11 protein-coding genes are annotated in these 12,645 nt (G+C 55.6%); 6 read left to right on the top strand and 5 right to left on the bottom strand.

Going from position 1 to position 12,645, the window contains the following annotated elements; translation table 11 throughout:
* Positions 1–44 precede the first annotated feature (44 nt).
* Positions 45–1,259, top strand: coding sequence for an NADP-dependent isocitrate dehydrogenase (locus tag Z946_RS0119495; protein ID WP_025057391.1), 1,215 nt, complete (start codon positions 45–47; stop codon positions 1,257–1,259).
* 83 nt (positions 1,260–1,342) lie between these two features.
* Here the strand turns inward: Z946_RS0119495 and Z946_RS0119500 are convergent, their stop codons facing one another.
* A complete protein-coding gene (locus Z946_RS0119500; protein ID WP_025057392.1) occupies positions 1,343–1,549 on the bottom strand; it encodes a DUF6356 family protein in 207 nt (68 codons plus the stop codon).
* 126 nt (positions 1,550–1,675) lie between these two features.
* On the opposite strand from Z946_RS0119500, the gene Z946_RS0119505 reads away from it, so the two are divergent.
* The 4 genes from Z946_RS0119505 to typA all read left to right on the top strand — a co-directional run bounded on the left by Z946_RS0119505 (position 1,676) and on the right by typA (position 5,350).
* Positions 1,676–2,134, top strand: coding sequence for an Lrp/AsnC family transcriptional regulator (locus tag Z946_RS0119505; RefSeq protein ID WP_025057393.1), 459 nt, complete (start codon positions 1,676–1,678; stop codon positions 2,132–2,134).
* Positions 2,135–2,163: 29 nt separating this feature from the next.
* Positions 2,164–2,499, top strand: a complete 336-nt coding sequence (locus tag Z946_RS0119510; protein WP_025057394.1) for a DMT family transporter — start codon at positions 2,164–2,166, stop codon at positions 2,497–2,499.
* Positions 2,500–2,535: 36 nt separating this feature from the next.
* On the top strand, positions 2,536–3,453 hold the full coding sequence (locus Z946_RS0119515; RefSeq protein ID WP_025057395.1) for a mechanosensitive ion channel family protein: 918 nt from the start codon (positions 2,536–2,538) through the stop codon (positions 3,451–3,453).
* A 79-nt stretch (positions 3,454–3,532) separates the two neighbouring features.
* Positions 3,533–5,350 carry a translational GTPase TypA gene (gene typA, locus Z946_RS0119520; RefSeq protein ID WP_025057396.1) on the top strand — a complete coding sequence of 606 codons (1,818 nt, stop codon included), beginning with the start codon at positions 3,533–3,535 and terminating at the stop codon, positions 5,348–5,350.
* Positions 5,351–5,403: 53 nt separating this feature from the next.
* Here typA and Z946_RS0119525 read toward each other — a convergent pair whose 3' ends face one another.
* The 3 genes from Z946_RS0119525 to recA all read right to left on the bottom strand — a co-directional run bounded on the left by Z946_RS0119525 (position 5,404) and on the right by recA (position 9,583).
* Positions 5,404–5,691, bottom strand: coding sequence for a DUF1330 domain-containing protein (locus tag Z946_RS0119525; protein ID WP_025057397.1), 288 nt, complete (start codon positions 5,689–5,691; stop codon positions 5,404–5,406).
* 5 nt (positions 5,692–5,696) lie between these two features.
* A complete protein-coding gene (gene alaS / locus Z946_RS0119530; protein WP_025057398.1) occupies positions 5,697–8,357 on the bottom strand; it encodes an alanine--tRNA ligase in 2,661 nt (886 codons plus the stop codon).
* 155 nt (positions 8,358–8,512) lie between these two features.
* Complete coding sequence (recA, locus tag Z946_RS0119540; protein ID WP_025057399.1) at positions 8,513–9,583, bottom strand: recombinase RecA; 1,071 nt, start codon at positions 9,581–9,583, stop codon at positions 8,513–8,515.
* 201 nt (positions 9,584–9,784) lie between these two features.
* On the opposite strand from recA, the gene Z946_RS0119545 reads away from it, so the two are divergent.
* Positions 9,785–10,378 carry a hypothetical protein gene (locus Z946_RS0119545; protein WP_025057400.1) on the top strand — a complete coding sequence of 198 codons (594 nt, stop codon included), beginning with the start codon at positions 9,785–9,787 and terminating at the stop codon, positions 10,376–10,378.
* A 56-nt stretch (positions 10,379–10,434) separates the two neighbouring features.
* Here the strand turns inward: Z946_RS0119545 and Z946_RS0119550 are convergent, their stop codons facing one another.
* Entirely contained in the window at positions 10,435–12,633 is a 2,199-nt protein-coding gene (locus Z946_RS0119550; RefSeq protein ID WP_052836173.1) for a hybrid sensor histidine kinase/response regulator, read from the bottom strand.
* Positions 12,634–12,645: the final 12 nt, after the last annotated feature.

Consider the following 12,645-nt stretch of genomic DNA (forward strand, 5'->3'; position numbering starts at 1 on the left):
AGGCTACACGGCCCTCAAAGCCAACTTAGCCAAAGGAACGCCTCATGACCAAGATCAAGGTAGAGAACCCCGTCGTCGAGCTTGACGGTGATGAAATGACCCGCATCATCTGGGATTTCATCAAGAAAAAGCTGATCCTGCCCTATCTCGACATTGATCTGAAGTACTATGACCTTGGCATCGAGGCGCGGGACGAGACAGACGACCAGATCACAATCGATTCCGCCGAAGCGATCAAGAAATACGGTGTCGGCGTTAAATGTGCGACCATCACACCTGATGAGGCACGTGTCGAGGAATTCGGCCTGAAGAAAATGTGGCGTTCGCCCAACGGCACGATCCGTAACATCCTTGGTGGTGTTGTGTTCCGCCAGCCGATTATCTGTAACAACGTACCGCGTCTTGTGCCGGGCTGGACCCAGCCGATTGTCATCGGTCGTCACGCATTCGGCGACCAGTACCGCGCTACAGACATGAAATTCCCCGGACCCGGCAAGCTGAGCATGAAGTTTGTCGGCGAAGACGGTGAAGTGATCGAGCATGAAGTCTACGATGCGCCTTCCGCAGGCATCTACATGGGCATGTACAACCTCGACAGCTCAATCATCGACTTCGCCCGCGCGTCCATGAACTATGGTCTGAACCTTGGCTGGCCTGTCTACCTGTCCACCAAGAACACGATCCTCAAGCAATATGACGGTCGTTTCCTTGAGCTGTTCCAGAAGGTCTATGAGGAAGAGTTCGAAGAGAAATTCAAAGCCAAGGGCATCACCTATGAGCACCGCCTGATCGATGACATGGTCGCCTGTGCGATGAAATGGAACGGTGGTTTTGTCTGGGCCTGTAAGAACTATGACGGCGACGTACAGTCCGACACGGTTGCACAGGGCTTCGGCTCACTTGGCCTGATGACTTCGCAGTTGATGACACCCGATGGGAAGATCGTTGAGGCGGAAGCGGCACACGGCACCGTGACGCGTCACTACCGCCAGCACCAGAAGGGTGAAGAGACATCGACAAACTCTATCGCGTCGATCTTTGCCTGGACCGGTGGTCTGAAGCACCGTGGCAAGCTGGACAACAACACGGCGCTGACGAACTTTGCTGAAACGCTGGAGAAAGTCGTCGTAGACACCGTGGAAAGCGGCGACATGACCAAAGACCTCGCGCTGTTGGTCGGCCCCGATCAGAAGTGGCTCACCACAATGGGCTTCCTTGAGAAAGTGGACGAGAACCTTAACAAGGCGCTCGCGGGCTAAGGCTCCGGCATACCGATACAGTGAAAGGGCCGCAGTAATGCGGCCCTTTTTACGTTCACAGGGTAGCTGGTGTCAGATGTGAACTAGCGTCCACGCCTGTGGGTCCGTTCATAAAGCTGACCGATGATCCGGCTCGCGGTTCTTTCAAACAAGCAAGGTATGATGGCATGCACAAAGGCGGCACCCGCTGCGGCAAACAGCAAGCCAGAGAATTTAAGGGCAAAAAGCATGTGCTGGGCGAAGGTTTCATTCACCTTGGCCGGATGGTCGAGAAAGACACGGGCAAACATCGTCGGTTTTCCTTGTGAGTTATAAGTTGCGTTGATGCAAAATAGACGGTTCGACAGATGAAATTGTCCCAATGCGGTGTATTGAGGGGTTGATGTTGGGAAGTTCTCCCGACATATCTGGAAAACATGGGAAGTATTGATGAACTAGACCGCCGCATTCTGGCACAGTTGCAACGTGATGCGGCCCAGTCGCTGGATTCGCTTGGCGAAAAGGTCGGATTGTCGCGCAATGCCTGTTGGCGGCGTATTGGCGCATTGGAGAAGGCTGGAATCATAAAAGGGCGTGTGACCCTTCTTGATGCGGATAAGCTGAATCTGGGCCTGACTGTTTTCATTCAGGTGCGTACCAGTTCGCACGGGGCCGATTGGCTCAAAGAGTTTTCGACCGCTACCAAATCGATGCCGGAGATTATGGGCGTCTACCGGATGTCCGGTGATCTCGACTATCTCATTCGTGCTCAGGTCGCGGACATGGCGGGGTATGATAAACTCTACCGCCGTCTGATTGAGCGGGTTGCGTTGTCAGATGTATCTGCCAGTTTTGTAATGGAGGAAATTAAGGACACGACTGCCCTGCCCCTCTAGCATAGATATATCCCATTAAAGGAAACACCGTGCCCGCCCACTACATCTGGCTCTTTTTTGCCATCCTTACCGAAACGCTTGGCACAACAGCGCTTCAGGCCTCCCAGCAGTTTTCGCGGCTCTGGCCTTCGCTCGCAACTGTGGTTTTCTACGGAATGTCTTTCTATTTCATGTCTTATGCGCTTCGGGCAATGCCTGTGGGGATCGTCTATGCAATATGGTCGGGGCTGGGCATCGTGCTGATTGCCGGGATCGGTTTTGTGCTATTTGGCCAAAAGCTTGATCTGGCGGCGGTTCTTGGGCTCGCAATGATTATTGCAGGTATCGTGGTTATTCACCTCTTCTCCAATACCAATACCCACTAAATCGGAACCACAAGCGACCTGACGGCGTTTGCCAGCATGATTGATTTTCTAGCTTCTGTTTGGTCACAGCTCCCCGACCCGCTCCGAAACCAGCTTGAATCCTATGGTGTGGGGTTCTGGAAAGTCCTTCCTCAGGTTATCCTGTCTGTCGTTTTTCTGATCTTCGTTTGGCTGGTCATTCGTCTGTTGCGGTGGCTGCTGCCACAGGCATTGCGCCGGGCGCGGATGCGCCGCTCACTCGTTGAGGTGGTGATGATGCTTATTACCGTGGGTCTGTGGTTGTTCGGCGTCCTGATCGCTGTAACCATCGCCTTCCCTACAATCACGCCGGGCCGCGCCCTGACCGCATTGGGGGTTGGCGGTGTGGCCATCGGTTTTGCCTTCAAGGACGTGTTCGAAAACTTTTTGGCGGGGATTTTGCTGCTTGTTCGAGAGCCGTTTGCAATTGAAGACTACATTGAATGTGAAGACATCGAAGGTCAGGTCGAGGAGATTACGATCCGCGACACACACATCCGTCAGACCGACGGACAATTGGTGGTCGCCCCGAATGCCATGTTCTTCAAAAACCCTGTCACAATCCGGACTGCCCGCGACGTGCGCCGCACAACGGTCATTTGCGGGATTGCTTATGGTGAAAACGTGGACGAGGCCCGCGCCATCATCGAGGACGCGGTGCGCAACGTCGACATGGTGCGCGACGATGTGCGGGATGTCGAAGTCTTTGCGCAGGAATTTGCCGACAGCTCGATCAACTTTGAGGTGACGTGGTGGACGGGATCGCGCCCCATCGACATACGCACCAGCCGTGACAAGGTTGTCGCCGCAGTAAAAGGCGCATTGGATGATGCGGGCATTGAAATTCCCTTCCCCTACCGCACAATGACCTTCCCCGAGGCGCTGGTGGTCGAGCACAAGGGCGATGAAAGTGTTGCAGCAAAGGCGGCCTCTTGACCGCAGTTGTGCTTTTCTTCTGGCCTTTGCTGCGCCTGCACGGTATGGCCCGCCCAACTCCCTGAACAAGGCTGAACCCATGGACCTGCGCAACATCGCAATCATCGCACACGTTGACCACGGCAAAACGACGCTGGTGGACGAACTGCTCAAACAATCCGGCACCTATCGCGAAAATCAGGCGACGACTGAACGCGCGATGGATAGCAACGATCTGGAACGCGAACGCGGCATCACGATCTTTGCCAAGCCCACTTCCGTTGAATGGAAAGGCACACGTATCAACATCGTTGATACGCCTGGCCACGCCGACTTTGGCGGTGAGGTTGAGCGCATCCTGTCGATGGTAGACGGTGTTGTCCTGTTGGTTGACGCTGCAGAAGGTCCGATGCCGCAGACCAAATTTGTGACATCCAAAGCGCTGAAGCTGGGTCTGAAGCCTATCGTTGTTATTAACAAGGTGGACAAGCCTGACGGTGAGCCTGATCGCGCGCTCGACGAATGTTTCGATCTCTTCGCAAGCCTGGACGCAACCGACGAACAGCTTGATTTCCCGACAATGTATGCCTCTGGCCGTGCCGGTTGGGCCGATCATGAGCTGGACGGCAAGCGTGACGGTCTGGACGATCTTTTCCAGCTGATCCTTGACCACGTTCCCGCACCTGCGCAGATCGCAGAAGTAGACAAGCCATTCACCATGCTGGCGACAACATTGGGGGGCGATCCTTTCCTGGGCCGCCTTCTCACAGGGCGAGTCGAAACAGGTACGCTGAAAGCTGGTCAGACCATCAAAGCGATGTCGCGCGATGGCTCGCTGATTGAGAACTTCCGCTGCACCAAAATCCTCGCCTTTCGCGGGTTGGAGCAGACTGCCATTGATGTGGCAGAAGCCGGTGACATCGTGTCCATCGCGGGTATGACCAAAGCGACCGTGGCCGATACGCTTGCCGATCAATCCGTGTCCGAAGCGATCCCTGCCCAGCCGATTGATCCGCCTACCATCACCGTGACCTTCGGTATCAACGATTCGCCCTTGGCGGGTCGCGACGGTAAGAAAGTTCAGTCCCGCGTCATTCGTGAGCGTCTGCACAAAGAAGCGGAAAGCAACGTTGCGATTAAAATCAGCGACACCCCCGGCGGCGACGCCTTTGAGGTTGCCGGTCGCGGCGAACTCCAGATGGGTGTTCTGATTGAAAACATGCGCCGCGAAGGGTTCGAGCTTTCGATCTCTCGCCCGCAGGTTTTGTTTCAGGACATTGACGGCGTACGTCACGAGCCGATTGAAGAAGCCACGATTGACGTTGATGACGAATACTCCGGTGCCGTGATCGAAAAAATCACCGGTACACGCAAAGGCGAACTGGTTGAGATGAAGCCTGCCGGCGCTGGCAAGACCCGTATCATCGCGCATGTGCCGTCACGTGGTTTGATTGGCTATCATGGCGAATTCCTGACCGATACGCGCGGTACAGGCGTCATCAACCGCGTGTTCCACTCCTGGGCACCGCATAAGGGCCCGATCCCGGGTCGTCGCGCGGGTGTTCTGATTTCCATGGAGAATGGCACATCTGTTGCCTTTGCCCTGTGGAACCTCGAAGAGCGCGGCAAGATGATGATCGGTGCGCAAGCTGACGTCTACACCGGTATGATTATCGGTGAGCACAGCCGCGAAAACGATCTGGAAGTGAACCCGTTGAAGGGTAAGAAGCTGACCAACGTACGGGCCTCCGGTACCGACGAAGCAGTCCGTCTGACCACACCAAAGATTTTGTCGCTGGAAGAGGCGATTGCCTACATCGACGACGACGAACTGGTCGAAGTGACGCCGAATGCGATCCGTCTGCGCAAGCGCTATCTCGATCCGCACGAGCGTAAGCGGATGGCCAAAGCAGGCTAAACTGAACTTGGCGTAGAATTGAAAAAGCCCCGAATTTTATTCGGGGCTTTTTGTTATTCAGTGGTCTCGATAATCATCAGTTCGCGTTCTGACGCGCCGCGAGCATGTTCCAGTGCCGCCTGATAAGCATCTGAATGATAACACTTCTCGGCGGTTTCAACATCCGGGAAGCGCGCCACAACATTGCGCGGACGCTCTTTTCCCTCTAGCTGAACAAAACGTCCACCGCGTGCCAGAAACTCTCCGCCGTGCTCCGCGATGGCGACTGTCGCGCCAGCGGCGTATTTCTTGTACGCCTCTTCGTCCGTTACGGTGACATGTGCAATCCAAAGTGCGCCCATGGTTCTCATCCTTTCAAAATGGCGGTGGCTGCCGCAATGGCACCTTCCGCGTTTTCAGCGCTGGCACCACCGCCCTGCGCCATATCCGGCCGGCCGCCGCCGCCCTTGCCGCCCAACTCGACCACCGCTGCCTTGACGATGTCGACAGCGGAAACCTTGTCGGTCAGATCTGCCGTCACACCGCCGGCCACGGCAGCTTTTCCGCTTGTGTCCGCAATCAACAGAACTGCGCCAGAGCCAAGGCTCGCCTTGAATTCGTCCACTAACGCGGGAAGGTCCTTCCCGGTCACACCTTGCAGAACCTGTGCCATAAATTTGATGCCGCCAACGTCGACAGCTTCGGGTGCTGTCGCACCGCCACCACCCACCATTGCAAGCTCCCGACGCAGTTGGGCAACCTCGTTATTGAGGCTTTTGCGCTCTTCCATCAGCGCTTTTACACGTTCCGGCACATCCGCGCTGGATGTCTTCATTGCTTCCGCAATACCGGCCAGCGCCATCTGCTGCTCACGCAGCCATGCCAGCGCTTCCGATCCGGTCAACGCTTCGATCCGGCGCACGCCTGCGCTGCTGGCACTGTCACCAAGCAATACGAAGGCACCGATGTCACCGGTCTGACGCACGTGCGTACCGCCGCAAAGCTCAAGCGAATAAGTGCTTTTGTCGGTGCCCTTGCCAGAGCCATCTTCGCGTCCCATTGACACAACACGCACTTCATCGCCGTATTTCTCGCCGAAAAGAGCCTGTGCGCCGAGCGCGCGCGCATCGTCAGGCGTCATGATCCGCGTCTCAACTGCAGTATTCTGGCGGATGTAGTCATTCACCTCTTGCTCAACCTGCGACAGCTCTTGCGCACTCAAGGCCTTGGCATGGCTGAAATCAAACCGCAGACGATCTGCCGCGTTCAAGGATCCGCGCTGCGCTACATGATCGCCCAACGCACCGCGTAGCGCTTCGTGCAGCAGGTGTGTGGCGGAGTGGTTGGCGCGGATCGATGTCCGGCGTGCGTGATCGACGGTGAGCACGGCCGCTTTGCTGGGGGTAACTTCGCCTTCTTCCACTGTCCCGAAGTGGATAAATACATCCGCTGCCTTGCGGGTATCTGTGACCCTGATCAGCGCGCCGTCGGTGCGAATTGTGCCTGTGTCACCGACCTGCCCGCCTGATTCCGCATAAAACGGGGTCTGGTTCAAAGCGATCTGGACGGTGTCGCCAGCTTTGGCCATGTCAGCCACTGCGCCATCCTTGATGATGGCGACGATCTGTCCCTCTGCACTTTCGGTGTCGTAGCCAAGGAAATCGGTTGTGCCATGCTTGTCTGCCACGTCGAACCAGACGGTCGCATCCGCCGCCTCGCCCGAGCCCGCCCAAGCGGCACGGGCTTTGGCCTTCTGCTCGGCCATCGCCGCGTCAAAACCGTCCGTATCGACGCCCATACCCTTTTCGCGCAGTGCGTCCTGCGTCAGATCAAGCGGAAAACCGAAGGTATCGTAAAGCTTGAAGGCCGCCTGCCCCGACAGATGTGCGCCCTTGTCGAGCCCGCTCACTTCGTCTTCCAAGAGCTTCAATCCGCGCTCAAGCGTCTGCTTGAAACGTGTTTCCTCAAGCTGCAGCGTTTCGGTGATCAGCGATTGCGCCTGACCCAACTCCGGATACGCAGCGCCCATCTGGCCGACCAAAGCAGGCACCAGCTTGTGCATTAACGGATCCTGAACACCCAGAAGGTGCGCATGGCGCATTGCGCGGCGCATGATCCGGCGCAGAACATATCCGCGACCGTCATTGGATGGCATCACACCATCCGCGATCAAAAAGGATGTCGAACGCAAGTGGTCTGCAATCACACGGTGATGGGTCTTTCCGGGCCCGTCAGGGTCCGTGTTGGAGGCATCCGCCGACGCTTCGATCAGGCTGCGCATCAGGTCCGTGGCATAGTTGTCATTGGTCCCTTGCAACAGGGCCGCAACCCGTTCGATGCCCATGCCGGTATCGATTGACTGGTTCGGCAGATCGCGCCGCGTGCCGTCCTCCAGCTGTTCATACTGCATGAAAACAAGGTTCCAGATTTCGACGAACCGGTCGCCGTCTTCCTCGGGCGATCCGGGAGGGCCACCCCAGATGTGATCGCCGTGATCATAGAAAATCTCGGTACAGGGGCCGCATGGACCAGTCGGACCCGCAGACCAGAAGTTATCGTCTGTCGCGATGCGAATGATCCGGTCGTCGCTCAGCCCTGCATGTTTCTTCCAGATTTGAACCGCTTCTTCATCGGTGTGGTAGACTGTTACCAGCAGGCGGCTTTCATCAATGCCGAACCCTTTGGTCAACAGATCCCATGCCAGCGGAATTGCGTCTTCTTTGAAGTAGTCGCCAAAGCTAAAATTGCCGAGCATTTCAAAAAATGTGTGGTGGCGCGCGGTATAGCCCACGTTGTCCAGATCGTTATGCTTACCACCGGCGCGGACGCATTTCTGCGCTGTCGTTGCGCGGCTGTAATCGCGGGTCTCAACACCGGTAAACAGGTTCTTGAACTGGACCATCCCCGCTGCAGTAAACATGAGCGTTGGATCGTTGCGCGGCACCAGCGGGCTGGAGGGCACCACTTCATGCCCGTTCCTTTCGAAATAGGACAGGAACGTAGAGCGGATATCATTCAGCGTTTTCATGTAGCGGACCTTCTTGGGGGCAGATGTTTTGCCATGAAATACCTGCGCGGATTAAGGGTGTCCACAAAGGAAAAGAGGCGGCACAATCTGCGCCCCCTCTTTCACTTCGATCGTATGATGCTGAGAGGCTTCAAAGCCCCCGAGTTCACAGAAGCTTAAGCCTCCAGAATATCGCTGTCATCCCCATCGGAGCCATGGAAGTCCAGACCATGCGCGGCCCTGATCTTGTCTTCAATATCCATAGCCATCGCCTCGTTGTCTTTGAGGAACTGTTTGGCATTTTCACGGCCCTGGCCGATCCGTTCGTCTCCATAAGAGAACCACGAGCCGGATTTGTCCACGACGCCCGCCTTCACACCCAGATCCAGCAGCTCACCCATCTTGGAGATGCCTTCGCCGTACATGATGTCGAATTCGACCTGCTTGAACGGTGCGGCGACCTTGTTCTTGACCACTTTTACGCGGGTTGCGTTGCCGACAACTTCATCACGGTCTTTCAGCGATCCGATGCGGCGAATATCAAGGCGCACAGAGGAGTAGAACTTCAACGCGTTACCGCCGGTTGTTGTCTCGGGAGAGCCGAACATGACACCGATCTTCATACGGATCTGGTTGATGAAGATTACCATGCAATTGGAACGCGAAATGGAACCTGTTAGTTTGCGCATGGCCTTGCTCATCAGGCGGGCCTGTACGCCCACGCTGCTGTCGCCCATCTCGCCTTCCAGCTCGGATTTGGGTGTCAAAGCCGCGACCGAATCCACGATGACCATGTTGACCGCGCCGGAACGCACCAGCGTGTCGGTGATTTCCAACGCCTGCTCACCTGTATCGGGCTGCGAGATCAGCAATTCATCAATATCAACGCCGAGTTTGCGGGCATATTGCGGGTCGAGCGCGTGCTCGGCATCGACAAACGCACATACACCGCCGGCCTTCTGTTGCTCGGCAACGCAGTGCAGGGTCAGCGTGGTTTTGCCCGAAGATTCAGGCCCGTAAATTTCAATGATCCGGCCCATCGGCAAGCCACCGATTCCAAGTGCGATATCCAGACCGAGAGAGCCTGTTGAGCTGCTTTGAATGTCCTGAATGGCCCCTTCGGAGCCCAGTTTCATGATCGAGCCCTTGCCGAACTGACGCTCGATTTGCGCCAGCGCGCTATCAAGTGCCTTTTGCTTTTCTGCTGTTTTCTTGTTGTCCATTGTCAAAAGATCTGCCGTTGCCATTTGCCTGTTCCCTTAGTGTCATAGTGTTGTGGCATCGGCAATCGCTCACCTTGTGCCATTCATGTTCTGCTAATGTTCCAGATAGGACCAAACAGAGAACATTTCAATCGAATTCGTCATAACCCATGTTTTTCCCTCTTTGGTTAAGATGTGGTTTACGCTAGACGTGGATGATCCGGAAATATCTGGCGGAGCCTTCAAATGCTTGTTTTCTATAAGGAACGTCTTGCGTTTCTATCTGTTCCAAAAACCGGGACAACGGCCTATGAGACCGCACTCGCCCCGCGTGCGGACATGGTGATCTCTGAGCCGCCAATGCTAAAGCATGCGCCTGTCTATCGCTACAACCGCTTCATCCGACCGATGTTTGAACGGGTCTGTGATGTAGAGCTCGAAGTGATGGCCGTCATTCGCGAGCCTGTCTCGTGGTTGGGCAGTTGGTACCGGTACCGTCAACGTCCATTTATGACGGGAAAGCCCAACAGCACGCACGGTATCAGTTTCGACGATTTCGTGCTGGCCTATATGAAGGGTGACAAGCCCGCTTTCGCCGATGTTGGCAGTCAATTCCAGTTTGTGAAGTCCCAGCCCAATGGTACAGGAGTTACGCATTTCTTCCGCTATGAGGATCAGCAAAAGCTGCAGACGTTTCTTCAGAACAGGCTCTCTTTCGATTTTGAACTTAAGAATGAGAATGTGTCGCCAACGATGGACGTGAACTTGTCAGAGGATGTGGCGCGCCGTTTCCGCAAAAAATGCGCCGAAGAGTTCGACCTTTACGCGTCGATCAATTGAGCGTTTTGATCTGAGTTGAGAGTGTTGTCTGGATTGAGCCTCAAAAAGGTTAAAAATCAGTGCAATTGGCTTTGTACAGTGTCGGTCAATTCGCTCAGCGAGAACGGCTTGGGCAGAAATACTGAATTGGGTATGCGCGTCTGTTCTTCGCCAAAGCTGTCTTCGGCATAGCCCGAGACAAAAACCACCCGCACATCCGGTCGCATTTTGAGCGCTTCTTTTACCCAGCTTGGACCATCCATGCCGGGCATGACGACGTCTGTCACGAACACATCAATACTCAGGCTCTGATCTTCCAGCGTTTCAAGCGCTACTTCGGCAGATTCAGCTTCCAGTACGGTGTAGCCCCGTAAACGCAGTGCGCGACTTGCAAAGGCCCGTACCGGTGCTTCGTCTTCAACCAGGAGTATTACGCCATCTTCATGCTTTTGCGGGGCCTTAGTCACCGGTACTGTCACGGCTGACGTCTTTGCGGGTCGTGTCGCGTAAACCGGCAAGTACAGGATGAAAGTTGTTCCGTGATCAATTGTCGAATCCACGAAGATGAATCCACTGCTTTGCTTGATGATCCCGTAAGCCGTGGAAAGCCCTAGTCCTGTGCCTTCTCCCGTGCGCTTGGTGGTGTAGAAAGGTTCAAACACTTTCTGAAGTTTGTCGGGCGATATGCCACCGCCTGTGTCACTGACTTGGACGGTGACGTATTCGCCGGCCGGGACAGTCACGCGGTCGCGTTCTAGCGGTGCTTCCAGGTTCTGGTATTCGGTCGTGATGCGGATTTCGCCACCAGCCGGCATGGCGTCGCGGGCGTTGACCACCAGATTCATAAGAACCTGTTCCAGCTGCCGTTTGTCGGCCCTGACCGGCTTCAGTACAGGATCGTGGCTCAGCGTCAGGGTGACCTTTTCGCCAACAAGGCGGTTTAGAAGATGTGTGAGATCCGCAAGCGTGTCGCGCATATCTATCGTTTCAAGGCGCAAAGTCTGTTTACGGGAAAACGCCAGCAATTGCCCGACCAGCGACGCCGCGCGATTGGCGTTCTGGTTGATCTGGATAAGATCGCCATAATCTGGATCGCTCTGGTTGTGCCGCAGCAACAGCAGGTCACAGTGCCCCGAAATCGCTGTCAGAAGATTATTGAAATCATGCGCAACGCCACCGGCCAGTTGCCCGATGGCTTGCATCTTCTGGCTTTGCACGAACTGGGCTTCAAGTGATTTCAACTCTGTCGCGTCGTGAAGCACCGCAATCAATGCAGGTGCCCCTTCCTCGCTTATGGGATTGAGGACCACCTGAACGAATACTTCCTTGTCACTGCGTTTCAGACGCAGAAACTCGGACTTCTGCACATTCCGGCCCGCGAGTGCATCGCTGATCCAGTCACCGATTGACCGTCCCAACCCTTCCATCAATCGCGAAAGATGCTCTTTTTCGGCAAGGGATATACCGATCAGATTTGAGGCCATTCGATTAAACGATTGCACCGTTCCATCTGGGGCGACTTTGATCAGCGGGACAGGCAGATCCTGAAATGCTTGCCACCCTTGGGCCTGTGTCTGCATCTGTGGGGCTGGCAATAGGTACAACGCGCGCCGCCCTGCTCCCGCGGCGACTTCTGCGACCAGAACATCTGCTGGACCGTCATTGGTCGTAATGGGTACTGTAGAGCCCGATATGACAGGGAGAGAGGTAAACAATCTATCCAAACCCTTGACCCGACTGCCGACAAGCGCACGGGCTGCGTCGTTCATAAATAGGATCGCATCATTCCGCCCGACCATTAGCATTGGTAAATGCTGGCTGTCCTGTGCGGATCTGGGCGCTGCACGCTCTGCCATTTGCTCTATCCGCCAGACGAGCGTTTGCTCGGCGATTGCGTGCACCGAAATGCGAAGATGGCCATCACGGGTGAATAGATCTTCTTGTGCCGCGCCCGACGCCAGCGCGCGCGATTGAAGTCGGAATAGAACCCCGGCGGGATTGGCGATGGTCTTGGTCAAGATCGCGGCAAGCGTCCTGTGGTTTTCCAGATCAAATCGCCGCATCGCTGCTGGATTTGCTGTCGAAATTTGCCCGTCCTCATCCGTGACCAAACTGGGCGTTGCGTCGCGCGCGATAAATCCTTGCACAAAAGCCAGATCAGAGGCTTCTTTGCGCTCTTGACGTAGGCTTTGGAGCCAGACACCCAAACCAAGGAAGATAAGCGTCGCGGCAGAGGCCATCAGCCCGAGGGTCAAGGACCGCAACGGTGTAAGCATGGCCAGGACGGC

This window comes from Sulfitobacter noctilucicola (assembly GCF_000622385.1).
Taxonomy (GTDB): domain Bacteria; phylum Pseudomonadota; class Alphaproteobacteria; order Rhodobacterales; family Rhodobacteraceae; genus Sulfitobacter; species Sulfitobacter noctilucicola.

Coding starts and splice junctions, on each gene's coding strand:
- Z946_RS0119505 (WP_025057393.1), top strand. CDS start 1,676: ATGGGAAGTATTGATGAACTAGACCGCCGCATTCTGGCACAGTTGCAA.
- Z946_RS0119495 (WP_025057391.1), top strand. CDS start 45: ATGACCAAGATCAAGGTAGAGAACCCCGTCGTCGAGCTTGACGGTGAT.
- Z946_RS0119550 (WP_052836173.1), bottom strand. CDS start 12,633: ATGCTTACACCGTTGCGGTCCTTGACCCTCGGGCTGATGGCCTCTGCC.
- Z946_RS0119545 (WP_025057400.1), top strand. CDS start 9,785: ATGCTTGTTTTCTATAAGGAACGTCTTGCGTTTCTATCTGTTCCAAAA.
- Z946_RS0119525 (WP_025057397.1), bottom strand. CDS start 5,691: ATGGGCGCACTTTGGATTGCACATGTCACCGTAACGGACGAAGAGGCG.
- recA (WP_025057399.1), bottom strand. CDS start 9,583: ATGGCAACGGCAGATCTTTTGACAATGGACAACAAGAAAACAGCAGAA.
- alaS (WP_025057398.1), bottom strand. CDS start 8,357: ATGAAAACGCTGAATGATATCCGCTCTACGTTCCTGTCCTATTTCGAA.
- Z946_RS0119500 (WP_025057392.1), bottom strand. CDS start 1,549: ATGTTTGCCCGTGTCTTTCTCGACCATCCGGCCAAGGTGAATGAAACC.
- Z946_RS0119515 (WP_025057395.1), top strand. CDS start 2,536: ATGATTGATTTTCTAGCTTCTGTTTGGTCACAGCTCCCCGACCCGCTC.
- typA (WP_025057396.1), top strand. CDS start 3,533: ATGGACCTGCGCAACATCGCAATCATCGCACACGTTGACCACGGCAAA.